The organism is Roseburia hominis (genome assembly GCA_040702975.1).
Taxonomy (GTDB): Bacteria; Bacillota; Clostridia; order Lachnospirales; family Lachnospiraceae; genus Allocoprococcus; species Allocoprococcus hominis_A.
The window spans coordinates 893,671-919,819 of the sequence record CP159990.1 but is presented as its reverse complement, the minus strand read 5'-3'; the positions used below and the strand labels follow the sequence as shown (position 1 = coordinate 919,819).

The 26,149-nt window shown below is 45.6% G+C and carries 19 protein-coding genes, 1 tRNA gene and 1 pseudogene; 5 read left to right on the top strand and 16 right to left on the bottom strand.

Features of this window, described 5'->3' with window-relative positions; genetic code table 11:
* Positions 1–203 precede the first annotated feature (203 nt).
* A complete protein-coding gene (locus ABXS75_04165) occupies positions 204–758 on the top strand; it encodes a hypothetical protein (protein XCP86008.1) in 555 nt (184 codons plus the stop codon).
* 245 nt (positions 759–1,003) lie between these two features.
* On the opposite strand, the gene prdB is transcribed toward ABXS75_04165, so the two are convergent.
* From prdB to ABXS75_04110, 11 genes are all read right to left on the bottom strand, one after another.
* Positions 1,004–1,729: a D-proline reductase (dithiol) protein PrdB gene (gene prdB / locus ABXS75_04160; protein XCP86007.1), complete on the bottom strand. Its 726-nt coding sequence runs from the start codon at positions 1,727–1,729 to the stop codon at positions 1,004–1,006.
* 72 nt (positions 1,730–1,801) lie between these two features.
* On the bottom strand, positions 1,802–2,065 hold the full coding sequence (locus ABXS75_04155; protein XCP86006.1) for a CBO2463/CBO2479 domain-containing protein: 264 nt from the start codon (positions 2,063–2,065) through the stop codon (positions 1,802–1,804).
* A gap of 98 nt (positions 2,066–2,163) precedes the next feature.
* The gene (prdA, locus tag ABXS75_04150; GenBank protein ID XCP86005.1) at positions 2,164–4,065 is read right to left on the bottom strand and encodes a D-proline reductase (dithiol) proprotein PrdA; all 1,902 of its coding nucleotides are present in this window, start codon (positions 4,063–4,065) and stop codon (positions 2,164–2,166) included.
* A gap of 112 nt (positions 4,066–4,177) precedes the next feature.
* Positions 4,178–5,506 carry a proline reductase-associated electron transfer protein PrdC gene (gene prdC / locus ABXS75_04145; protein XCP86004.1) on the bottom strand — a complete coding sequence of 443 codons (1,329 nt, stop codon included), beginning with the start codon at positions 5,504–5,506 and terminating at the stop codon, positions 4,178–4,180.
* Between the two features lie 248 nt (positions 5,507–5,754).
* Complete coding sequence (locus tag ABXS75_04140; protein XCP86003.1) at positions 5,755–8,019, bottom strand: molybdopterin cofactor-binding domain-containing protein; 2,265 nt, start codon at positions 8,017–8,019, stop codon at positions 5,755–5,757.
* 1 nt (position 8,020) lies between these two features.
* A complete protein-coding gene (locus ABXS75_04135; GenBank protein ID XCP86002.1) occupies positions 8,021–8,500 on the bottom strand; it encodes a (2Fe-2S)-binding protein in 480 nt (159 codons plus the stop codon).
* 64 nt (positions 8,501–8,564) lie between these two features.
* Positions 8,565–9,920 carry a solute carrier family 23 protein gene (locus ABXS75_04130; protein ID XCP86001.1) on the bottom strand — a complete coding sequence of 452 codons (1,356 nt, stop codon included), beginning with the start codon at positions 9,918–9,920 and terminating at the stop codon, positions 8,565–8,567.
* Between the two features lie 177 nt (positions 9,921–10,097).
* Complete coding sequence (locus ABXS75_04125) at positions 10,098–10,715, bottom strand: flavodoxin family protein (GenBank protein XCP86000.1); 618 nt, start codon at positions 10,713–10,715, stop codon at positions 10,098–10,100.
* Positions 10,716–10,727: 12 nt separating this feature from the next.
* The gene (locus tag ABXS75_04120) at positions 10,728–13,004 is read right to left on the bottom strand and encodes a molybdopterin cofactor-binding domain-containing protein (protein XCP85999.1); all 2,277 of its coding nucleotides are present in this window, start codon (positions 13,002–13,004) and stop codon (positions 10,728–10,730) included.
* 5 nt (positions 13,005–13,009) lie between these two features.
* The gene (locus ABXS75_04115) at positions 13,010–13,477 is read right to left on the bottom strand and encodes a (2Fe-2S)-binding protein (GenBank protein ID XCP85998.1); all 468 of its coding nucleotides are present in this window, start codon (positions 13,475–13,477) and stop codon (positions 13,010–13,012) included.
* 36 nt (positions 13,478–13,513) lie between these two features.
* A complete protein-coding gene (locus tag ABXS75_04110) occupies positions 13,514–14,920 on the bottom strand; it encodes an amidohydrolase (protein ID XCP85997.1) in 1,407 nt (468 codons plus the stop codon).
* A gap of 173 nt (positions 14,921–15,093) precedes the next feature.
* Here ABXS75_04110 and ABXS75_04105 point away from each other — a divergent pair, with 173 nt between their 5' ends.
* Positions 15,094–16,545 (top strand): DDE-type integrase/transposase/recombinase, encoded by a 1,452-nt coding sequence (locus ABXS75_04105; protein ID XCP85996.1) that lies wholly within the window; start codon positions 15,094–15,096, stop codon positions 16,543–16,545.
* 1,179 nt (positions 16,546–17,724) lie between these two features.
* Here ABXS75_04105 and ABXS75_04100 read toward each other — a convergent pair.
* The 3 genes from ABXS75_04100 to ABXS75_04090 all read right to left on the bottom strand — a co-directional run bounded on the left by ABXS75_04100 (position 17,725) and on the right by ABXS75_04090 (position 19,862).
* A tRNA-Sec gene (locus ABXS75_04100) sits at positions 17,725–17,822 on the bottom strand.
* 62 nt (positions 17,823–17,884) lie between these two features.
* Positions 17,885–19,462, bottom strand: a complete 1,578-nt coding sequence (locus ABXS75_04095; protein XCP85995.1) for an AAA family ATPase — start codon at positions 19,460–19,462, stop codon at positions 17,885–17,887.
* 7 nt (positions 19,463–19,469) lie between these two features.
* Complete coding sequence (locus tag ABXS75_04090) at positions 19,470–19,862, bottom strand: helix-turn-helix transcriptional regulator (protein XCP85994.1); 393 nt, start codon at positions 19,860–19,862, stop codon at positions 19,470–19,472.
* Between the two features lie 363 nt (positions 19,863–20,225).
* Between ABXS75_04090 and ABXS75_04085 the strand changes: the two are divergent.
* Positions 20,226–21,261, top strand: a pseudogene (locus tag ABXS75_04085) (proline racemase family protein).
* 156 nt (positions 21,262–21,417) lie between these two features.
* On the opposite strand, the gene ABXS75_04080 reads toward ABXS75_04085, so the two are convergent.
* Positions 21,418–24,654, bottom strand: coding sequence for a hypothetical protein (locus tag ABXS75_04080; GenBank protein XCP85993.1), 3,237 nt, complete (start codon positions 24,652–24,654; stop codon positions 21,418–21,420).
* A gap of 47 nt (positions 24,655–24,701) precedes the next feature.
* Positions 24,702–24,860, bottom strand: coding sequence for a hypothetical protein (locus ABXS75_04075; protein ID XCP85992.1), 159 nt, complete (start codon positions 24,858–24,860; stop codon positions 24,702–24,704).
* 440 nt (positions 24,861–25,300) lie between these two features.
* Between ABXS75_04075 and ABXS75_04070 the strand changes: the two genes are divergently transcribed.
* A complete protein-coding gene (locus ABXS75_04070) occupies positions 25,301–25,465 on the top strand; it encodes a hypothetical protein (protein ID XCP85991.1) in 165 nt (54 codons plus the stop codon).
* A 21-nt stretch (positions 25,466–25,486) separates the two neighbouring features.
* On the top strand, positions 25,487–26,062 hold the full coding sequence (locus ABXS75_04065) for a hypothetical protein (protein XCP85990.1): 576 nt from the start codon (positions 25,487–25,489) through the stop codon (positions 26,060–26,062).
* Positions 26,063–26,149: the final 87 nt, after the last annotated feature.

Genomic DNA, 26,149 nt, shown 5'->3' with positions numbered 1-26,149 from the left:
TCCGGATTAAGGTGCCCTTGGGTATAGAAGAGAATCTTGCTTGCTTTGAAAGTAAAAACATAGTCAATATCCACGCAGGAAATCTCTGCATTCACGCAAACTATATTGCAAGAAAATTATCATTCTATTATAATAAACCAAACTAAATAAACTGTGATATCACTAATGGACTTATTATTTTCAGATAAGGAGGCGAGGTTTTTATGAAAAAAATAATCACATCCAGAAATTTATCGATTCTCATACTAACGCTGCTCGTTATCACAATCGCATGTAGCGGCTGTAAGAAAAACGAAAAGACAAATGAAAAATCGCCGGAAGAAATCAGCGAAGGTGCACAGGCAATCATCAAAGCCTGTATGACCGTCCCGAACCCTGACCTGTATGACAGAGAACCCCATCTTACGATCGGCTTAGGCACTGAGGTTCCTTCCGAGGAAGAGAAGGAAGAAGTACGCAAGGCAACCGAAGCGCGCACTGCGGCATGGGAGAAGGCTGTCGGCAAATATTTTAGTCCGAATTCCCTGAATTATTTTCTCTCCACAACCGGCTATTATTATCTGGATACCTATTACGGGCAAACGGTCGAAGTGACGGATATGGAACTTGTAGAAAAAGACGATGACTATGAAATCGTAAAAGTCACCATCTCCATTGAAGAAACAGAGCAGGAGGAAAAGCTCAAATTCCGCAAAAACGCCGACGGCTCCATCTGGCAGGTCAATATCTGGAGCGTGGAACACGATTGTTATATCTAGGGAACCGAGATGAACGTCCACTGGACGTTCACTTAGGCATGCATGGCAACCAAAAACCATCCATCGAACGTTTTTGGGCATATGTATGGCAACTAACCTTTCCGCCGAACAGTTTGAGCTTATACATAGCAGCTAAAAGTCCTCCCACATCTCTCCAGGCGTATACATAGCATCTGACAAGAGGCAGAGCCCCCCACATTCATGAAAGGCTCTGCCTCTTAATTATGCATAAAACTATTCTCTTTTTATACTTTCGCAACATACTCGAACGGAAGTGAAACAACCTTTCCGGCAGACTCAATGCTCACCAGAGCCTCCAGCGTCGCTTTCACGATGCCCGTCTGCATCTCCACGTTGCCTGGCTGTCCGGCATTTGCCCCCATGGGAACCAGCGGAGCCACAGCACGCGGGGAACCGGTCTGACGTACTACCGGCGGAAGCGCGGCAATGATAATGGTCGGGATTCCGGCCGCCTCGATCGCTCTCTGCACCAGAACTGCAGAGCGGTGGCAGGTGCCTCAGCCGGCGGTAAGGATGACTGCATCTACACCCTCCTGCACGAACATCTCCGCGATAGCAGGTCCGGTCTCGCCTTTAAATTTCTCCTGATTTCCGCCGCCGCCCATGAATCCGGCATGTACCGGTGCACAGGCTTTGATAAATCCTTCTTTTGCCAGCTCATGAATTCTGTCGATCGGGAACATACAGTTGATATCCTTGTTGACATCACTGTTGTCATATCCACCATGAGACACCATCAATTCGTTTGACGGCATGGTATCCGTAATCTTTCTCCATGTAAAATCGCCTGCCAGGTTGAACCTCTCCTGATCCTTGTGGTGTACGCCTGCGGCGGTAGCCAGTGCGATCGTCATGTCCTTTAACTCTTTTTTCACGGGAGCCCATACGGGCGGCGGAGTGATCGGAACATAGATTTCCGACTGCAGCCTTTTTACTACTGTTAAACTCATATCTTTCCCTCCTAAAATCTGCAGGTAGTCCTATACTCTGCGACTTCATCTATCCGACATTTTCAAACAGATTTAACAGGAATCCTGTCCGGACTTAAGCCTTCTCGTCTTTTCCAGATTACTTACGTATTTCTCATTGCTCTCGGGGCCAAGCTGCTCGATAAAGCTCATGTTCCAGCCGACCTCCTGGCCCACCTTAAGCGGATAATCTGTGATCAGCATCCGCATGGGTATCTTAAGATACCCCAAACGGCCTTTCAGATCAATTCCTACGCAGCCGTCATGGATCTCTACGATCACGCCTTCCATATAAATAATCTTATCTCCGTACTGCATCTTTTCCACCTGCTTTGGATTCTCACCCTGCCGGATCTGAATCCTTCCTTCTGCTTTTCCTGTTTATCTGCGCTTCTATCTTTCCAGCTTCAAAAGCCTTAGTCGTATTTTTCTTTCCTCTTCTGGCTCATCGGCAGTGACTGCTCATTGGCAACCAGTTCCAGAGTCGTATCCATATCCTTTGAGATCAGTTCCACATTGGTGGACTTCACATTCGGATTCCATTTTCTCTCCGGCTTCTTCACCTCTTCGCCTGCCATCGCCGCTTTCAGCATCGCAAGTGCACGTACTGCGTCCTCTTTGCAGAGCGTATTACATGCCAGAACTTCATTTTCAATACCGGACTCTGATTTATTGTTATCGATCATGTGAGTCATATACTTATTGCCCACTACCAGCGCACCCTGTACCGCACAGAAGGACATTCCTACTACGGAAATTCCTCTCATACCAATCTGCTCGATATGGCTCGCGAAATCGATGTGGTTATTTCCAAATCCCTCGGTGGTCACGAATGCACCGTCCACATCCAGCGCCTCCACCATCATTCCCACACGTTTGGATACATAGAATTTCTCCGCATTGATCTGCGGGCTTCCCACAAAAATCACGCCGCAAAGGTCCACTTCTTCGTCATTTAACACTTCTTTTACCAGAGGCTCTCTCCAGTAATGTCTGGACATCTCCTTGGACGCCGGTCCGATACAGGTCAGCGCATGGATACAGCCGTCAAGAACCTCCAACGGAGAAACCATGACCGGAACATTTCCTAAATCTACGTTCGGTTTTGCGCCCAGCACGCCTACCGGCTCTACCGGAAGGATCAGGTTGTCATGCATCGCGCCCTGTCCCATGATCTCTTTTACGATGACCACTTTCTTCTTACCCGGTCTTCTGTACTGTTCAAACGTCTCCGTATCCACTACCAGGCTTTCATCATCCAGTTTCTTAAGTGCTTCACGGATCTCCTGGGTGATCACATCTGTTGCAGAATGTGCAGCAAGCGGTCCCGGTCTTTCCATGTTGGTTCCCGCTTCGATAGTCACTTCTGTTTTGATGAAGATCTCGCCCTTATCCGGTGCGCCCGGGCGATTCCACATGATGTTCTCGTCCAGATATCCCTCGGAAGAACCGAACTCGCCGATCTGTACTCCGTTATCGTCGGTTCCGGTCACCATCATGATGACGCCATCAAGAACTCTCGTGGTACCGCTTCCGATCTCGTCATCCCCTTCCTTGGCTGCGATCGGCTGTACATCCATGATCGTCTCAGAATAGGTGTGGTACTTCTCGGGTGTGATGATATCAATTTTCAGATTGTGAACCAGCTTCTGGGACTCGATTGCCTCCGCCTCGATTCCCTCACGGATATAGAGCGTCGTTCCTTCGATCTTCGTCTCCGGTCCACGTTTTACCTCGGTAATCTGATAATGCTTTCTTGTCACGCTGCGGATAAACTTCGGCTCCTGCTCCTTTGCTTCCGGTGCTGCCACGGCATCTGCTGCCGTCTGCGCAGGCATCTCTACCCCGGCAACACCGCTGTTAAAACCCATGGGCATCTCGATATCAATATCTTTGCCCTCTCCAATATGAATCTTAAGTACTCCACCGAGATGAACGTCCACCGGACGTTCACTTAGGTATGCTTGGCAGCCGGAAACTACCGGCATCGTTCTTGCCGGTTCTGCCGGCGCTGCTTCTGCGGGCGTCTCTGCCGAAGCTTCTTCTCGTTCCTGCTCTGCTTCTGCCACTTTTGCTCCCTCTACCAGGTCAACGGTCAGCGGAGTCAGAGAATCACAGGTCTTTACCAGCTTAGCACCCAGAACCTGCTCAATCGCAAGAGCGCCGTCCAGATTCAAAAGTCCGGAATCTACCAGATCATCAAAAATTGCCGGATCCTCCAGGTTCGCTACCTGAATCGTGATCCCGCCTTCCGCACGGCAGCAAAGCACTGCCGGGTCTTTTGCGTGTTCTTTCGCTGTCTCAGCCGTAATTGACATAATCTTTCCCTCCTGTTTTCTTAGTGAAATGCTTGTTTAACTCCTACAATCTTTCTATTACACTCTATTTGACATTTCCTCCGGCATAAAATACCCCTGGAAATGCAGAAATCTATTTTCCATCGGGAAGCTGCTCCACCTGCTTGGATACCCGCAGATACCGGTAAAGCGGGTGGCCGATCGTCCGCATCACATGGTCTGTCTGGTGGAATACCTTAAGTCCCATCTTCGGTGCAGAACCCATGACCGTATTGGAGCAATCCGAACAGTTTCCGATAATGATATACTCACATCCGTCTTTCCTGAACTGAATGTTGTTCTTCGCCTGTCCCGGGCAATTCCCCGGTCTTTCACATTTGAGCGGCGCTCCCGGTTTGTTCTCGATCGCCTGCTTGCACCGCGCTACCGATACCACCTGGCCGTTCATCTTCGCGCAGATGTCACGCATACGCTCCTCACTTCCACCGCACGCACAGACCAAAAGCCCTACCTTCGCCCCATGCAGATCCGGCAGATCGATCGTCACGATAATTCCGCCCGTCGTCTTGGTGATCGGCTCTTCCTTACCGGTCGCTCTCCCGGTAAATGGACCGCCCATGATGATCTCACCGTAGACGCCGTCAATACCGCCTGCTCTCTCGATGAGTTCTTCCACGCTTGTCCCCACAGGAACGTCCATGAATACATGGGGAGCGTTTCCACCATTCAGCTTTCCGACTACCGTCAGATTCTTGGAGTAGCAAGGCTTCCTCTCATCAATCGCCTCGGAAACTCTCGCCAAAGTCTCTACATTGCAGACGACCGCACCCGCCGCAGACGGGAGCTGCGTCGTGCCAAGTTCAACACCCAGACATTCACGTACTACCGCACGTTCCTCCCCCATAGGATAGATATCCGGCAGCAAATGAATCGTAATATTCTCTTCTTCCTTCAACAATTCCCGCAGACGGGCAACTGCTTTCTCATTCTTCTTCTTAATTGCAAATATGGCTTTTGACGCATTCGTGATCTCCATACTATGTTTGACACCGCGGATCACCTTCGGCGCATCCTCTTCCAACTGGCGGATATTATGCACAAGCCCCGGCTCACACTCTGCGGCGTTGATCAAAATATAACCGCCGGCGAGGTCCGTTCCCAACTTCACGCCCGTGGGGAATCCGGCGCCGCCCATTCCGACAACTCCGGCCGCTTTTACCATCTCCAGTTTCGTTCCTTCCGGAATCGGAACAAAGGTCTCCGGCTGCTCTTCATCCGGTCTGATCACAATTCGGTCATCCTGTACAGACACGACCTCGCCATATGCACTGGAAAATATATTCGCTCCCAGCCCGGTGGGTCTTGCGATCAAAGTTCCTTTTTCTACTCTGTCGCCCTCTTTTACAACTGCCTCACAGGGTGCACCTACATGCTGACGCAATAAAATTTGTAAGTTTCCCATGACCACTCCTCCTATAATTCGCCCTAATTGTAGCAAATAATACGGGTTATTTCAATAGATTTGCATGAATTTGTAGCAAAAAACTGAACTCCATACTAGACTATAGTCTATTTTTTATTTCCTTCTGTCCGCATATAACTTTTTTATGCGAGAATACCTAAGTGAAGGTACACCGAATCTTCACTTAGGCATGCCCCGCAACTAAAAAAACCAGCCACCTCTCTGGATGGCTGGCATAAATATTCTGTTTATTTTATCGCTTTCAAAACCCGTTCCGGCGTCAGCGGAATGTCCATGAACTCGCAGTCAAGCGCATTTGAAACAGCATTGACTACTGCGCCCGGAGACGGTACGACCGCACATTCTCCGATACTCTTTGCACCAAATGGACCGGATTCTTCGTTATCCTCGATCATTGCCACTTTTATTTCCGGCATCTTGTCGGCGCGGAATATTTGATATTTCTTATATGTGGCATTTTGCACCTTTCCGGTCTTAGGATCCCTTCGGATTTCTTCAGTCAGGGCATATCCTAAGCCCATCTGAATTCCGCCCTGCATCTGTCCCTCCAGATTGCCGGGATTGATGGCCTTGCCGATATCATGCACGGACACATACTTAAGAGGCTGCACCTCACCGGTCTGTGTATCTACCTGCACCTTGACAAGATGGGCTCCGTATGACATCGGCGCCGCACTGCTTGCAAATGTCTCTGATATACAGACATCCCGCTGCGTCACCTTCATCGCATGAGTCATGACCTCTTTCAAAGTTGCCCGTTTCGATTCATCCCTGACGCTGAAGACTTCCTCATTTGCAAATTCCAGATCCTCCGCCGGAACCTCAAGCAGCTTTGAAGCCTCCTCTGCAAGAACCTCTCTTACTTTTCTCGCCGTTTTAAGCGCTGCACTGACACCCACAAAGGTTCCTCTGCTGGCATAGGCCCCCATGTCGAACATCGTAGCCTCCGTGTCTGCCTGCACGCATGCAAACTTCTCCATTGGAATGCCAAGAGTTTCTGACGCCACCATGATCTGTACTGTCACGGAACCATTTCCCATGTCGCTTACACCGGTCATAAGTGTGGCGGAGCCGTCCTCATTCATCTTGATCGTCACCGCAGTCGTATCCGGCATAATGCCATACAGCCCGTTTCCATGCGCACCGCAGGCAATCCCCACTCCGATGCGGTAACGGCCATTTTCTTTCTTTGACAGTTCCTGCTCCTTCATGGCATCCTCGTATTCCAGAAGCTCCATTCCCTTTTCCAGACATTTTCTGACCCTCGCATTGCCGTGTGAGGACTGATTGCCCGGATCCACATCAAACGGCTCCACCAGGTTCCTCATCTGCATCTTGGCGACACTGATTCCGAGATCCTTTGCAATCGTATTGATCATACACTGTTCGCCGAAAAATGCCTGCGGAGAGCCGAAGCCTCTCATGGCACCTGCCGGCTCGGTATTCGTATATACCGGGATTCCATGGAACCGTATATTTTTTGTCTTTAGATTCTTAAATATTTTACCGCCCATCGCCCAGGTCACACTCATGGTACAGCTGGTCTGTGCACCGGCATTGACGATCGCCTTGATGTCCAGTGCCGTGATATTGCCTTCACGGTCCACGCCCATCTTATTGTAGACCACCATTCCGTGTCTGGTACGGCTGCTTGCGATCGCCTCCGCACGGGTATAAACAAGCTTTACCGGTTTCCGGGTCTTCATGGACAAAAGTGCCGCCACCGGTTCGGTGATCAGATCTATTTTTCCTCCGAATCCACCGCCCATAACAGGATTGACCACCCGTATTTTATTCATGGGAAGGCCAAAGATTCTCTGAAGATTATCCCTCTGTCCAAAAGTATCCTGGGTCGGAGTATAGATGGTCAGTTTCCCGTCCGCCGAATAATCCGCGATACATCCATGCGGCTCCATCGCGCTGTGATGAACAGCCGGTAATGTAAATCTTCTCTCATAGACACGATACGCATCCTGAAATGCCTGGTCTACATCACCGCTTGACATATGAACCTCTTGCAGGATATTGCCATTCTCATGAATCGGGGCAGCCCCTTCCTTCATGGCCTCCTCCGGATCCAGGTAGAAAGGCAGCTCCTCATATTCAACCTCTATGAGCTTTACCGCCTGTTCCGCTATCTTCGGTGTATCTGCCGCTACCGCCGCTACTTTGTCACCGACATAGCGCACATGATCTTCAAATATCATCTCGGACGGAAAGTCGTTCCGGTCTTCTCCGTTACTGTTATACCGCACCTTCGGGGCATCCTTATAGCATACAACTGCTCTTACTCCCGGAAGCGCCTCAGCCTTTGAAGTGTCTATCTTCCTGATCTTTCCATGAGCAACCGTGCTGAACAACACCTTTGCGTGCAGCATATGAGGCAGCTTCATGTCACCTACATACCGAATCTCTCCTGTCACCTTCTGGATTGCATCACGAACAGGCTTTGTCTTACCAACTACTCCGTTTTTAATCACATCACCTTTCATCTTACTCCTCACTCTCTGCACGCATCATCTGTGCCGCCTGGTTGATTGCCGCTACAATCTTAACATAACCGGTACAACGGCAGAGATTGCCTGCGATAGCTTCACGGATCTCCTCCTCCGTCGGATTCAGGTTCTTATCTAACAATGCTTTTGCCGACATGATCATCCCCGGAGTACAAAAACCGCACTGAACCGCGCCACAGTCGATGAACGCCTGTTGGATCGGATGCAGCTTTCCATCTTTTGCCACGCCTTCTATCGTCTCGATAGATTTTCCGACCGCATTTCTCACCTGTATCACACAGGAATTGACCGCCTCGCCGTCCACAATCACACGACAGGCTCCACAATCCCCTGTATTACATCCACATTTGGTTCCTGTCAGATCCAATACCTCCCGAAGCACATAAAGCAGGGTCCAATTAGGCTCTGCCAGGCAAACATATTCTTTTCCATTTATTCGCAAACAATATTGTTCCATATCATCTTCTCCATTAGGCAAGAGGAATGCCCCATCTGGCATTCCTCGTATTTGCCCTATATCACTATTTATCTACTTCCATACCGATAGATTTCTGGAATTCCTTATCATATTCTCTATCCTCGTCTGTCTTAGGAAGAATAATGTTAAGAACTAATGCTATGATTGCACTACCGGAAATTCCTGTGAAGATTGTAAGAATGGTTGTCGGCAGGAACACAAGATAATCCTGTGCATACTGTCCGCCGATACCTACCGCAAGCGCTACACCTACAATCGTCATACTTCTCTTGGTCATACGGCCCATTCCGATTACACGGATACCGCTTGCCATGATGCTTCCGAATGCTACCATGAGAACTCCTCCGAGTACCGGGTCAGGAATCAGAGCAAGAATCTGAGAAATTTTCGGGAAGAATGCGAATACACCGAAGATAATAGCTCCAAGACCGGTTACCCAGCGGCTTGCACATCCTGACATAGCAAGTACACCAGCATTCTGTGTAGCGGAACATACCGGAAGTCCGTTCAGGAAGCCTGCGATAACACTACCGAAAGCATCTCCTCGGATTGTCTGCATCAACTCATTTCTGGTCGGAATTCTGTCTTCTGCGTTACTTACGATACTTGTTGTATCTCCGATATTTTCCATCAAAGTCGCAATATGTACGAAGCATACTGTAATGATTGCACCAATATTAAAAGAAATACCCCAGTTAAGCGGTTTCGGAACTGCTACCCATGCAGCTTCGCGCATAGATGAAAAATCAACAACTCCGAGGGCAACACAAAGAATATAACCAATAACGATGGAAATCAATAATGACAGAGACTGAAGGAAGCCCTTGGCAAACATATCGATAAGCAATGCTAAAATTCCGCAGAAACCTGCGATTGCAAAAAATTTCCATACATCCGGTCCTTCAGGATTATAAGCAACCATCTTCTGTACGGCCGTTGTTACCAGGCTAAGACCAACGGTAAGTACAACGGTTCCCGTAACGACCGGTGTAAAATAGCGATGCAGATATTTGATCAGGACCGGGCCTGCCAGGAACAGCACCAAGCTTCCTACAATCGCAGCTCCAAAAGATCCTCCCAATCCGATATCCGGATCATTAGCAAACATAACCATTGGCGTGATAAGTGTATAGCTTCCGGCTGTAATGATCGGAAGTTTTGAACCAATCTGGAAATTGCCGATCTTGATACCGAATGACTGAATCATACTTGCCAGACAGCACGCCAGCATACCACACTGTATGATCAATGCCGTCTCATTTACGCCCAGTCCGGCTCCCTGTGCCAGCAATGTACTTCCTACAATTGTTCCTGTAAAAATTACAAATACGTGCTGCATAGCCAGTGGAATCGCTTTTGCTATAGGTACCTTATCATTAATGCCATATGTCATCTTCATATTATTTCTCCTTTTGCTGTAATGCTGCCGTCTTGCATTACAGCCCTTTAGAATTTTGTTTTTTCTCCGGGGCGCTTTAGCGCCCCGCGACCGCAGAAAAATTCAATAACAGCAGCTATTTTCATGTTAAATGCATACTTAAGACCGAAACGGTGTCTAAGGGGTTAGCTTTTACACTTATATATCTGCATTTTTCATAATCTTTGCCATAACCGCAACCTTCGCTCCAAGAGTCTGTGCATTCCTTAAGCCGATCGGATCATCCATTGTCTGAGATCCGTCTCCGGGACTCCACAGAGCTGCTCCGGCATACACTTCACCGCCACCGTTGCAGATTGTGATTCCGTGTGTATTATAGAAGTTCATGATACAATGGATCACGCCTTCCTGACCGCCGTTACGTGTTCCGCCAACGCTCATCGCTGCTCCCACCTTCTTGGTAAAGAAGTACTGATCTCTCGCGCTGATTCTCCATGCTGAACGGAAACGGCTCATAAATGCCGAAAGCTGCGGGGTAATATTCATGTCGTATACCGGTGATATGATGATGATTCCATCTGCCTCATAGAACTTATCATAGATCTCCGTCATATCATCCGTATAGATGGTACATCTGTCCGCCTCATCGCGCAGACACTTGTTACAGTGTATACAGGGGTTGATCTTCTTAGCTCTGAGTGAGATAAGTTCTGTTTCCACATCTCCCTGTGCCTCTGCTGCAGATAAAGCTGCCTGAAGTGCCGTATAGGACGATTTTTGTCTGGGACTTCCGCAAATACCGAGAATTTTTACCATGCCTTTCACCTCCTAATATGTTTCTTCTGGTCCCTCCATTGCTTTCCGGATCTTCTCCGGTTTTGCAGGAAGAGTATTGATTTCCCTGCGTATTGCATTGCTGATGGCATTCAGCACTGCCGGGGCCACAGGTACGACCGGGCTCTCGCCCAGGCTCTTTGCCCCATAAGGTCCGCCGGCTTCACCGGCCCCCTCTTTTGCAAAATCCAAATATAATTTGGGCATCTCATCCGCCCGCAAAATATGATATTTTTTCAGGTTGGTCGTAAGCGGCCTTCCCTTTTCATCGTATTCCATGCCTTCTGACAGTGCATAGCCAAGTCCCATATGAACTCCGCCTGCCAACTGGCCTGTTATCGTAAGTGGGTTCAGAATACGTCCTGCGTCCTGCACCGCGGCATACTCCAAAAGCTTTACTTCTCCACTCTTTGTGTCGACCTGCACCTTCGCTATATGTACGCCATAGGAGGTGGGGCTGCAATTCGCCACATGCGTCTCGCTGACACAAAGCTCTTTGATGTTATCACGCTGACAGTGGAGCATGACCTCTGCCAGTGAAACGTGTTTATTCTCATCCTTAATCCACCACGCCGTGTCGTCATACAGATCGATCTCCTCTGCCGGCACCTCGAGGACCTCTGCCGCCTGCTTTAGAAGCTCTTTTTTCATGGACTCTGCTGTCTTTCTGACAGCTTCTCCTGCCACGAATGTGCCTCGGCTCGCATAATCGCCCAGATGCCACAGACAACCGTCTGTATCTGCCTGAACCACATCGATTCGGTCCAGACTGATCCCCAACACCTCTGAGACGATCTCCGTCTGAAGGCCCACGTTATCATTTCCCATATCATGGGAACCGGTAAAGAGAATACAGCTTCCATCCTCGTTCATCTTGATCATGGAAGTCGTCGTGTCTCTGTGAGCTCCAAAACAGTTATTTCCATGAACTCCGGCCGCCACTCCAACGCCGATCCGGATATCATCATTTTTCGTAGCCTCCTGCTCTTTCAGGGCATCCTCGTAATGGATAAGCCCTACCGCTCTCTCCAGGCAGTCCTTTACTCTCGGATTACCATGAGGTGTGTGGAAGCAGGGATCCAGACTGTCCGGATCTACCAGATTACGTCTCTGCATTTCGACCGGATCAATTCCCAGCGTCTTCGCGATCTTATTGATCTGACGCTCCATTCCGAAAAATGCCTGAGGTGAGCCATATCCCCTCATAGCGCCCGCAATCGGCGTGTTCGTGTAGACCGGATGGTTCTCGAATCTCATATTGTCAATCTTGTATGCCTTGAATACCTTATGGGACATCGCGCCGCTTACGTTCAGGGCGCTGGACGCATAGGCTCCTGTGTTGGTGAACATCCGGATATCCATTGCGCGAATAGTTCCATCCTTCATAACACCGGTCTTTACGTAAGCCACGGACGCATGCCGCACTCTCGTGCCAAGCATGGTCTCCTTACGGTTATACTCCAGCCGGACCGGACGCCTCGTCATCTTCGACAGAACTGCCACGATCGGCTCCAGCACCATCTCAAGTTTTCCGCCGAAGCCTCCTCCGATTGCCGGAGAAACAAGACGGATCTTGTTGTAAGGAAGTCCGAATATCCTGCTTAAGATGACACGGAATCCAAAGGTGTTCTGACATGGGCTGTAGATCGTGAGCTTATTCTCATAGTTCCAATCCGCCACTGCCACATGGGTCTCGATCGCGCCGGGATGAATCGGCTGTGTCTCATAGCGGTCCTCAAATATGTAGTCTGACTCTGCAAAGCCTTTTTCGATATCCCCGGCATTTACAATGTTCTCTCCTACTACATTGCCGCCTTCATGAATCGGGTATGCGTCCGGCTTTGCAGCCTCTTCCACATCCAGCAAAATAGGAAGCTCTTCATACTCTACATGGATCAGCTTTACCGCTTTTTCAGCGATCTTAAGGCTGTCTGCCGCTACTGCTGCCACGCGATCTCCCACAAAGCGTACCGTATCGTCAAAAATTCTCTCCGTATTCGGAATCTGATGTTCTATAAAACGTACTGCACTGTTATATCTTACCTGCGGCACATTTTTGTAACATGCAACCGCACGCACTCCCGGAAGAGCCTCCGCCTCGCTTGTGTCGATGCTCTTGATCTTCGCATGTGCTACCGGGCTAAATAATACCTTCGCATAGAGCATGCCCGGAAATTCCATATCTGCCACATATCTCTTACTGCCTGTCGCTTTAAGTGCTGCATCACGATTTGGTTTGTCTTTTCCTAATACACGAAATTTCTCGTTCATGAACTCTACCTCCCCAATCTGTCAGCAGCCAATAGAATTGCTTCGACAATTTTTTCATAGCCCGTGCATCTGCACAGGTTCGGGCTGATCGCTTTTCTCACTTCCGCTTCTGTCGGATTTGGATTCTTATCAAGCAAAGCTTTCGCCGACATGATCATCCCCGGAGTACAGAAACCGCACTGTATCGCTCCCGCATCGATAAATGCCTGCTGAATCGGATGTAAATGTTCTCCATCGCTCATACCCTCTATGGTAAGAACTCTGCTTCCTTCCAGCTTGCCGGCATTAATAAGACAGGAACGAACCGCCTCACCGTTCATCACGACCATACATGCCCCGCAATCACCTGTACTGCAGCCACATTTGGTTCCTGTCATGTGATAAACATCCCGCAAAATATCAAGCAGTCTCTGTCCTTTTTCGATCTTCAGTTCCCGATCTTCTCCGTTTAGATTAAAATGAATTACTTCCATAGTGAATTCCTTTCATTTGAACCATACAGCTCTTAATTAGAACGCAATGCTCTTCCACTTATGTCCGTCCATACGGTTCGTAATTTTTCCGCGCTCGCAGAGGTTCTCAGCCGTCTTCTGTGCCTCACGAAGCACCTTCTCTTCGTTCTCAACCTTGGTGATGATACCATTTTCCATGATGAACTGTCCGTCTACTGCCACGCTCTCGATATTCTGCATGCTGGAAGAGTATACCAGTGTAGATACCGGGTTATGAACCGGAATAGCCTTCGGGTTAAGGTACGGGTTGAAAATAACGAAATCAGCTTTTTTGCCTTTTTCAAGAGAACCGATCTCGTCTTCCAAACCAATTGCTCTTGCTCCGTCGATGGTAGCCATCTCCAGAACCTTCTCTGCTGTGATAACTGTCGGGTCAAGTGTGTCAACCTTCTGAAGCAGAGATGCTGTCTTCATCAGCTCGATCATATCCTGACCATTGTTGCTTGCCGCACCGTCTACACCAAGGCTACAGGTAACACCTGCATTGAGGAGTTTCGGAATCGGTGCCACGCCTGATGACAGATACATGTTGCTGACCGGATTGTGTGAAACCTTCAGGTCATAATATTTAGAACGTCTGATATCCTTATCATTCAGATACACGCAGTGAACCATAAGCACGTTCTCTCCAAGAATTCCCAGTTTTTCCAGGCAGTCCGTACCTTCACATCCATGAAGTGTGTTGGTTGCCATACGGTCGAACGGAGTCTCGGATACATGAACGGTAAATCCAGACTTATAGCTGTTCGTCACATCCCAGAGCATTCTGAGCATTTTTTCTGAGTTAGACCACAGTGCAGCCGGAGCTACCCATACTTTAATTCTTTCATTCTCTGTATTGTGATATGTATCAAAAATACGAACAAGATCCTTCTCTACCTGGTCAGGCTGCTGTGTGATTGCCGGACATACTCCGAATTCAAGTCCTACGTCCATACATCCTCTTCCGAAGATTCCACGGATACCGAGTTCTTTATACGCTTTGATCACGCCGTCGCTTAAGCCTTCTCTTGCATGCGGGTACATATAGTCAACCTGTGTAGTCATACCACTGTGGATTCCTTCCATACATCCCAGCATAGAGTCATAATAGCAGTCTTCAGGCTCCAGATACTGTGCAGCGGGGAAAGTCATTGTTGCCAGCCAGTCACTTAACACCATATCGTCTCCCAAGCCTTTGAGCAGTGTCTGGAACAGATGATTATGTGTATTGATAAATCCCGGGAATACGATCTTTCCATTAAGATCCATTACCCGATCTGCGGTCGGATACTCTTTCAGCACGTCTGCTTCATGTCCAACTGCTACAATTCTTCCATTGTCAACAGCCATTGCGCCGTCATAAATAATTTCTCTTTCTTTGTTCACTGTAACGATAATCGCATTTTTTAATAATAATTCCATATTTCTCCCTCCTGGTCGGATGTGGTAGTGTCAAAAACTACCTGTTTTTTTGTTCCAAAATCTTATAAAAACCTTGATTTTTAGGGAAATCTGCAATAAAAAGAGCATTGACCTCCCTTTTTCGTGTATAATGTCATCGACCAAAACAACACTCACGAAAGGAGCCAATGCTCATGGACATTATACAATACTTACTCTCTGTAATTCAATATCTTTACCAACAAAACTGCTGGCTGATTCACTTTATCTGCAAATATATCCCCCTCAAGCAGTGGGCCTTTGATGATTCTCATTCTCCTAAATACCAGAAGTTCAAAACTGATGAGCTTCCCAAAATGCAGATCCATCAAAATGACTGGGACTGGCAGCTCCTGATTCCCTACTTTGATCACAAGTATCACGAAAAGATCAGACCTATTGCACGCCGCAAGGAATGCGATATCCCTGAGGACCTCATATGTCCCTGCTGTCATGCTCCCCAGCCCTTCCTCTACCGCAACAACGGTAAAAAGGGGCAGATTAAATGTAAGGTCTGCAACACCACTTTTTCTCCTGATGAGAACCGTTTCTCTAAACAATACACCCTTCGCTGCCCTCACTGCGGCAACGCTCTGGCACATAAGAAAGAACGCAAGCACTTTATCATCCATAAATGCGTCAACCCGAAATGCCCTTACTATCTTCATAACCTGAAGAAAGTCGATAAAGAACATCTCGAAAAAGATTATGGCAAGAACGAATACAAGCTCCATTATATCTACCGTGAATTCACGATAGATTTCTTTAAGATGGACTTAAACTCTCTCCCCAGGAATGCTTCCTCCCTCAGGTTCAGCAAGTTCGACTCCCATGTCATGTCCCTGTGTCTGACACTTCACGTGAACCTCAGCCTTTCCCTCAGAAAGACCTCGCAGGCTCTCAAAGACCTGTATAACATCCAGATCTCCCACCAGCAGATCGCCAACTACTGCAAGACAGCCGCCATCTGTATCAAACCTTTTGTAGACAACTACGATTATGATGCCGGTGATACCTTTACCGCTGATGAGACCTACATCAAAATCCGCGGGATCAAGACCTATATCTGGTTCATCATGGACGCCGCCAAACGTTCCATTATCGGTTACCAGGTGTCTGATAACCGTGGTGTCGGCCCCTGCATCATGGCGATGCGCATGGCCTTCCGCCACTTGAAAGAACTTCCCAAAAACTTCCGTTTTATTGCTGATGGTTACAGTGCCTATCCCTTAGCGGCACAGCAGTTCTTCCATGAATTCGGTGATGCTTTTAAATTCAACATCACTCAGGTGATTGGACTTACCAACGACGATGCTGTTTCCAAAGAGTTCCGGCCATTCAAACAGATGATCGAGCGGCTCAACCGCACATACAAAGCATCCTACCGGAAAACAAACGGATTTGACAACATCGACGGTGCCAACTATGACCTGGCTTTATGGGTTGCTTATTATAACTTTCTCCGTCCTCACAAGCACAACAACTATCATGTACTTAACGAAGTGGATATGCTGAAAGGCACGGACAATATGCCGGGAAAATGGCAGCTCCTGATCTTCCTCGGTCAGCAGACAATCCTGAATCTACAAAAATCGGGAACTGCATAAACGGAGCGGAACTGTTGTCAGGTGAACCGTGGAATAATGGGGCAGAGGCCCCGTTATGCCGCGAAAGTCACTTGACATAAAGTTCTCGGATTATCCTGTCCAGCAGAAAAGGGGCAATTGCGCCCTTTTCCTGCCTTCCGGCGAGAACGGGTTCGGGCAGAGCCCGAAAATGGGTCAAAGGGCTGGCTCCTTGCTGGTTCTTAGGGCAGAGCCCTGAGCCTTCGGAGGACTTATTGTGTGATATATTTGCAATTTTCAAGGTTCATTTGAGCCTATTTTTTCGGCTCGTTTTTTCATAGATTACTTGACACTACCTCGGATGTCTTTTTAGACTTCTTCCGATTTACCACCTTGATCGTTATTGTGTTTGTTACCTCTTATATTTAGTACGATTCCGACTAAATATACGTTCTCTCTCACCCCTCCTTTGTAATTGGTTTCTCGTTTTGCCTGAATCTTTCTTTTTATTATTTTTTCTTCAAGGCAAAATAAAAAAGGGTATGACGACTTAGAATAAGTCGCCAAACCCTTATTTCCGATTCTAACATCAATCTGCACACATTTTAGAGCAGCCTCATAAATAAACTCTATGAATTGTGCAGCGAGACAAAAAACTATATTCAATATTTTTATTAAAATTTCCTTTTATTATTTTTGCTTCAAGGCAAAATAAAAAGGGCATGACAACTTAGAATAAGTCGCCAAACCCTTATTTCCGATTCTAACATCAATCTGCATATTCTTTAAAACAACCTTATAAAAAGTTTATAGATTATGCAGCGAGACAAAAAAAACTATATTTAGCATTTACAAAATTTGTACATTTTAACCATAAACAATTCCTATAAATGGCTTTTTCTATACAAATACTATATCAATCTCCTTTCTTTTTGTCAACAGTTTATCAATAAAAAGTGTATTTTTCCGTGATTCAAATTTGGTTAAGCATTTTTCTATATTATTAACAAAATATATATCAACATATGGCTTTCTTTGTTAAATTAATAACAAAGAAGTGAAAACTGATCCTTTATAAGATTCTCTGGACCTTATTTCAGGTATGCCTGACAACCAGGATGAATGTCCGCCGGACGTTGGCTTCGGTATGCTTTGTATCAGTAAAACGGCTGTCGTTCTCAAACGACAGCCGCTCTATTAAAACACTTTCATGATCTTTTCTGGCGAGGGCATGTGGGAATCGAACCCACCCAGGACGCTCTTAACGCCCCACACTAGTTTTGAAGACTAGGAGGCACACCAGTTACCCATCTACCCCCAGATATTATATGTTATCGACCTAATTACCTTACCATAGTTTATATGTTTTTTCAATACCTTTTTACCGAAAATCCGCCTGTTCCCACACGACCTCTGTCTCTTTGCCGTAGTGCGCAAGTCCCATATACCACACCGGCCCCTGCATTCCGGCGTCGTATTGTTTCTCCTTCACCTGCCGAATCGCAGCCATGGCAAGACTATGCAGGTCTTCCTTCTCCTCTTTTGTGTATTTGAACTCCATGATCACGTTTGGATATTTCCCGTTCTTCGACCTCAGAATGATATCGCTTCTGCCTTTTCCACTCTCACGGTTACTCTTAATCTCACAATCCCCTGACAGGAACGCACACATACCAAGCATCAACATATGGTAACTGTTCTCGTCCTTCAGATCATGATAGGATGGCAGTTCCAACACAGTTCTGCGATACTGACCCGCAAAACGCTCCATATCCCCTAATCTGAGACTTAAAAACATATGATTCAGACTGCTCTCCCGCACATTCAGATGATGCGCGGTCAGCCCGCGGAAGGCACGGGCCACTTCGCTGTTAGGGATCCGAAGGGTATACATATCAATATCAATTACTTCCTCAATCGTGACCATACCCGCATTAATCAGAAGCCCCCACAAAGAATCACTGCTCTGGTATTCATAAAAAGAGGTCTCAATCTGCACTGTCGGCGTCACGCGCCCCTCTCTTATCAGTTCCTCATATTCTTCCCTGAATTCCGGCCCGCACTGGTCCATCGCATCGCGAATCATCTTATTCTCACTGGTATTCACCCAGTATGGCTCCAGTCGCTTTCGGGACGCATAGTTTATCACGGACCAGGGATTATATACCTCTGTCGTATCAAACCGGTAGCCGTCGTACATGTCCTTCACTTCCTCAGTCAGGTTGAGCCCATAATAGTTAAGCAATTCTTCGGTCTCCTCCTTCGTGAAACCAAAGCAATCTGAATACTCTGGGTCTTTCACCGTGCAGACTGACAGATTATTCAGTCCCGAAAAAATATTTTCTTTTGCGACCCTCTGAATGCCTGTCAGCATCGCCTTTTTAATGGCTTGATTCCCTTTCAGAGCGGAGCCAAGCAGAATTGCCAGGATATCATGGATTTCCGAATAATAACCACTCACCTGTGCTTCGATAAACGGAGTGTCATATTCATCAATCAGAATATAGACCTCTTCCTCATAATATTCATACAGAGCCTGGCTCAATTTCTGAATCGCATACGCAATCTTTTCCTGTACTTCCCGGTCAATTCCGCTGTTAGCCTGCAATACCTCATAAATATCCGCCAGTTCTCTTCTCACTTTCTCGTTTACCCGCTCATCCATCCAGATTGTCTCATAACGCTGATACTCTACGGACAAGGCCTGGAATAGATTGCGAAGCAGAAGTTCCTTCGTCCTTCCTTTGACATTATGAAATGAAAAAAACACCACTGGACGCCGGTTCATCTCTTCTGTAAACCCCAGATTCATAATCTCGGTTCCGGCAAAAAGTTCCTCCGAATCCCTGGTGCAATCCAAAAACTCTGCCAGCATGGACATATTCAGTGTCTTGCCAAACCTTCTTGGACGGGTAATCAAAGTCACTACAGTGTCACTTTTCAGGAATTCTGCTATCATTCGAGTCTTATCCGTATAATAGCTCCGCCTCCCGCATCTTCCGAAAGCTCTGCTCACCAATCGCCAGGCCTTTTCTTTTGTTTCGCCCCGGGACATCCAGTATCGCTCTTTTAACTGCAGACGCTCTGCGTATGGACAAGTCCGTGTCCGTCCCGTAAGGAGCCGGATCTTCGCAAATGACATCCCACATCTTCCTCGGGCGCCTTCCAAAAAGTTCATCTATAGAAACATCCAGCACCACGCTGATTTTCTCCAGCATATCCAAATCCGGTGAGCGTTTTCCCGCTTCATAATTCGCATAGGTGGAACGAGAAATGTCCAATCTGTCCGCAATCTGCGCCTGCGTATAATTCCTTGCTTTTCTAAGAATCGTTAAGTTCTCATGAAATTTGTTCTTCATAAAATACCACCGCTTTCTGCCTTTCTTAAGTAGTATTATACTCCATTCAGTTTCATTTCGCAACCTTTATTCTGTCCCAGACGGTGAATATTTTCATATTGCAACCACATGCATTTCGAACCACTGAAACTATCATGCTTCTATTAATAGAAACCAAAAGAGCAAAATGAAATCCTGAATATCCGTTGACTTTTCCCCCTTTTTCCGTCATAATAAACCCATAAGCTGTACCGCATACTAGAACTTAGTCTACCATGATGAACGTTCACTAGACCTTCACTTAGGTATGCTTGGCAGCCAGGATTCACTGCACGATATGCGGGTGCAGCACATCGTACGATACCATGTCAGGAGGTTTGGATTATGGAAATCAATCCAAGATTAAAAACAGAGCGATATGAGGCAGCTTTTCATGCCATCGACACGCACACGGTAGGGGAGTTTACCCGCATCATCGTCTCCGGCTTTCCTGAGCTGGAGGGGGACACGATGATCGAGCGGAAGAATTTTCTCGCCAAAAACTATGATCAATACCGCCGTGCCCTGATGTTCGAGCCACGTGGACATCACGATATGTTCGGGGCGCTCCTCACGGACCCAATTCACCCGGAAGCCGATTTCGGCGTAATCTTTATGGATACCGGAGAATATCTGAATATGTGTGGACACGGAACGATCGGATCTGTCACCGCGATCATTGAGACCGGACTGGTGCCGGCAGTCGAGCCTTACACAGAGGTGGTGCTTGACGCTCCGGCAGGAATCATCCGCACCCGGGCAGAAGTAAAGAACGGCAAGGTCCAGAGCGTCACTTTGACGAATGTTCCAGCCTTTCTTTACAAGGAGAACCTGACCACGACTGTGGACGGAAAAACGATCACATATGACATCGCTTTCGGCGGCAGCTTTTGCACTCATCGACGCCGAGCAGCTTGGCTGGAGCGTAGATCCTGATTCAATTCCAAAGCTCACGGAATTCGGAATGCATGTGATCGACCAGGTAAATAAGGAAGTCGAGATCAAGCATCCGACTTTGGATATCACTACCGTGGATCTTGCCGAATTCTACTGCCACACCGACACGCCGGGCTGCGACAAACGGAATGTAGTGATTTTCGGGGATCATATGGCCGACCGCTCTCCCTGCGGTACCGGGACAAGCGCGAAGCTCGCCACCCTCTACAAACGGGGTGAGATTGGCATCGGGGAGCCGTTCGTGTATGAGAGCTTTATCGGTTCCAAATTCAAAGGAGTAATCCTGAAGGAAAGCAAGATTGGAGAATTCGACGCAGTCATTCCACAGATCACCGGAAGCGCATATGTGACCGGAGAATCCACCTATGTGATCGATCCGGACGATCCGTTGAAATATGGATTTAAGGTGGGACGTAAGAGATAAGAAAAGCTGATTTTCATACAATAGTCTTTACCAGTTTCTAATTATGAAAATATCGGGAGATACTTTCCGTTGCGGAATATCTCCCTTTTTCAAAATAATAAATATTTACATTTTCGGCCCACTTATCATAGGATATTATTTTGAGGATAGACCTTTCTAGCACTCTTCCCAAAGTCTTCTGCGGTACATTTGAACGCGCCCTTTGGTGGTTTCAGTCATTTCTTTAGTTTCTTTCATATTGCACCATAATTGCATGAGTTCTTTTAAATATCGATTTCCTTTCATTTCTAATTTTTCCTTCTTTACCAAGTCATCTATCAGCCTTAAGGCCTGATCAAACCCTTCTTCGGCCGCTTCTATATCATTTTTCTCATACAAGTATCTGCTATACTCAAATATAATTACCCATCTATCCTTGTTTACGCGGTCAACTTCCTCCCTCTTCACCTCATAGCCTATGAGTTCTTCCATACAAGTGACCGCATACCGGAACAACTCGTCGGCATTTAGTTCCACCGTATTTGAGCGCACTGCGATATTCGCCATTTTTCTATAAAGCTGTGCTTCCTGGAACAGAATTCCCGACTCAATCCGGTTGTCTGTATTATAAATTAACACCTTTTTTTCTTTACTGTATTGCTTCTTTATCGCAGAAGTTCTCTTTGCAGCACTATAAAACAAATCCACTGCTTCTCCAAATTTTCTGACACCATAAATATCTAAAACTCTTATTACCGACAACAAATAGGAATAACGGGCTGTTACCTCCCCAGCTTCCATTGCCTCCAGACACAGCATATAACTTTTCAGGAAAATTTTCTCTATTTCCTCAATATTTTCTTTATATTTATTCAGAAACACGCCTTTTCCAGAATAAAATCTTGATAATGTGATTTTCTTTTTCCCTTCACTAATCTCTTCATTATGTTCCATTTCTTTAATCGCATTATTGTAATACGTGATGATTTTCTCCTTGTCAGCCTCCGCTCTCTGTACATCTGCATAATGATATGCATAATTACTATATGCCAAAGCCAAAGCCTGCTTATCGTAATGATGCCCCTCACGTTTCAGCTTTTCCAGCATGATAATCACAGATTCCGTCATCTGCATATCCCATAATTGTACACGAACTCCTTTTTGAATAGCCGGAAGATGATTTTCATATTTCATGATCACCTGACACAGTCTATTGATTTCTTCTACACTTCCCCATACTTTTCCAAAGTAGTCCTGAATATATTGATATAAGTGTGCCGTCAGATACATTTCTCCACTATTCTCATATATACTCTTATCTACATAACCTGCATTCTCCCCAATATTTGTACATAAGATATATCTCTTCCACTCGTCAATCAGTTCTTTCATCTGCTCCTGGGATTTCTCTGTAAGTTTTTTCTTATACTCAGCATTCGCAAGCTTATAACATGTCCCTCGCGGTGTTCTGACCGTCATAAGTATACTATCAAAGGTCTTAAGCACTGCTAAAACATACGCAGGAATTCCACCTTCTCTTCCCTCACTCAAAAAACAAATTTCTTTAAGTGTAAGCGGCACATATTCTGTCGCGATAATCAGCAATATCCTGAATGCCTCTTTAAACAGTTTCGTTCCGAACTGACTTTCGATATACTTTAAGAACGCACCCATTACATCAACCGAATTAAATACCATTCGGTAATCTATATTTTTATTCCTGCATTCTATCAGCAAGTCCACCACTAATTTTGCATACAGAAAGCGATATTCTGATGCCTTAAGTATTTCCTCCTGGAATCCTTCATTCCACAACTCCGTTTTCTTATCGATTATTCCCGCCACCATTCGGGCCTTGATATATTTCTTTAAATGATTTATATTTTTTTCATCTTTTAACGGGATATTTAAAATACCATCCTCTGTTTTAATCTTATTTTTCTTAATATCATCAAGTTTGGTTTTGGTAAATTCATTTAAACGCACGCCATCCTCGTTGCGGCAGGTAAGCAGGATATAAACATTATCCGGCAGTTCCTCCTCACTCGGTATATATTGGAATATGCTGTCCGTCGAAGGATAAATTTCATCAAGTCCATCGATAACCAATATCAGTTTTCTTATATCACTTTCCACATGATGTATTTTATTTAATATGTCTCCCAAAACAAGTGCCAGCTGTTTCCCAGTATCTCCAGGCTTCAATCTCATGAAATTCTCTCGCGATATCTCCCGGCTCCTGTCTCTATTTAGTTTAAATAACTGATTAATCGCCTCAACAAATTCATCTGCGCTTCGATAGGAGAGCTCATTGCAATAGTATACCCGGATACAACAATCGTAATAGGTATTATTACTCTTTCTCTGCAAAGGGTCTAAATTTGCAACAAATGCCGTTTTCCCCATTCCACGATCCATCTGCAAAAGAAAGATGCCTTTCTTTTTCCCGATTTGTTTCTTAAACCACTTATTCAGACTTTTAAACTCAAAATAATTCTCTGAACTATTAAGGCTTCTTAAACTCTCTTCCAGACCTCTTTGTATCACCGGGTTGTCAACACTACTATGATTTCCCAGTTCCTTTTTCGTACATTTGTATAAATTTCTAAAGCGCTCAATATCCTTTTTTTCTCTTTTTCCCTCAATATAATCCAAACAATATGATTTTAATATCCTCCAATAAAATCCATCAAAGAAATATTTCTTATTGATTACAAAATCTCCCATTGATATTCTAGTATTTCCATTCATCTCTACCATCACTTCATTACCGGATGACTGTTCTATATCTTCCAGGCTCCTAATTAGCTTATTCCCGCAATACAGCTGCATGACACGATACTGTTCAAATGACTGCTCCAGGCATTCCGTGATTCCATATGCAATATGGATAAATCTTTCTATGAAGGATATATCATTCTCGAACGGAAGAGCCCCATGTCCTATCATATCATTCCGCCAACTTACCACTTCATAACCTTCATAAAAACAAAGCGTTTTCTCAATGATGATACGGATTACTTCTGTCTCTTCTGTTTCCTCCATGTCATACAATATATTATTCAGCTTTTTTGCCAGCTTTTCCCAATCTCCAAGAGTCAGTTCTTTTACAACCAGCCCGCTCATGATTTCATACGTTTTTCCGTTTCCTTCTTCCTTCAACCGCACAATAAGAGCCAGCCCAAGAAGTATCGGAAATTTTAACATAACTTCGAAAACGTCTTTTATTTCAAACAGGGCTCCTGCAATTTGCTTTTTTTCCACCATGTCATAAAGCCTGCTATATTCATGTGCAATAAAAAAAGGAAATTCTCCCTTTTCTATCCCTTCACTAACCACATCACATACCGGCATAATTTCGCTGGTCAATTCTCTCCCTGCTCTATCGTATTTACTATATTTGCATTTTATCATTATGCTCCTCCTCACAATATAAAAGCCGGTGCTACCCGGCTTCTATATCAGGACATTGTAAGTATCAAATGACACCCCCAAATATCCAAATCAATTGTTTTTACTTTCCCTTTCTTGCGAGTAAACACCAGAATGGCAAGCAGGAAAAGCAGCAACATTGGTAACAAATTAATGCTTAGCAGCATCAGCACATAGAGTTTTCTCATTCGTATCTCACCTCCTGCAAAACTTTTCTTCGTGCTATGTAAAGATAAGATTCACTTACAGGAGTATATGCCTACTGTTACCTGTTGTTATTGTATCACTATTTAGAAATTTTTTCTATATTTCACTTTCATTTGTCTTTATTTGTTCTATTTTGTCTAATTTTGTATTCAATTCAGTCTTTTTGAATAAATCATATTAAAAACTTTTTCTCTTTTCCATATCTTGAAATTTTATTTCTTTCAGAGTATGCTTGATACACTGACAAGAAATTCGAATAGCAATAGGATCACAAATTCATGGCTGATCGCCAAATTATTTCATAGCAGAAACAAATACAAAAGAACGGAGGGGATATTTATGACCATATAATTATGACCACATAATTGATTGATTTTATTTGTAATATACTGAACAACTATGATACACTAAAGGAGGATACATGAACCATAAACAAAATATCATACCGCTGAAAGACCTGAACCTGACCAGTCGTTTCCTTTTCGATGAAGTGATGGACGACCCACAGACGCATCAGGACGTACTCAGTATTATTTTCGGAAAAGAGATTTCTCTGCTTGATAAAATCAAAACCGAAAAAGAATAAAATACGATTTATAACACGGAAATGCAAGCCAAAAAGAAAGCTGACCTGGCAAAACGAAGCCGCTACTACCAGACGCTTATCGATACTGGACTTTTGAAACCCGGTATTCCGAATTATAATCTTTTGAATACGTCGTATATCATTATCATCACACCTTTTAATCTGTTTGGCTACGGGAAGTACCAATATACCTTTGAAGCAAGGTGTCATGAAGTACCGGAATGTCTTCTGGAAGATAAGGCTGTCCACATTTTTCTGAATACGCGAGGGACGAATGATACCGAAGTCTCAAAGGAACTGGTAGATTTTCTGCATTATCTGGAGAATACGACAGCTTCTGAGGCGGACGCTTCTGGCAGTGAAAGAATCCGACGAATCCATGAGCGGGTGCGTAAGGTCAAGCTCAGCGAAGAAATTGGAGTGAAGTATATGCAGGCTTGGGAAGAAAAATATTACGAACATGAAGAAGGATATAAAGCGGGACATGAAGATGGGTATAGTGCTGGGCAGGAAGATGGACGTAACGCCGCACACCGGGAATTGATAGAAAAAAACTCCAAAAAAGCAAATCCCCGAAAACCATCGCAGACGAATTAGAACTGGATCTGGATACCGTCCTCAAACTAATTCAGGAAATAAATAAACCAGGTATCATTTGAAATTCCCGCCAAATAATAAAGAATA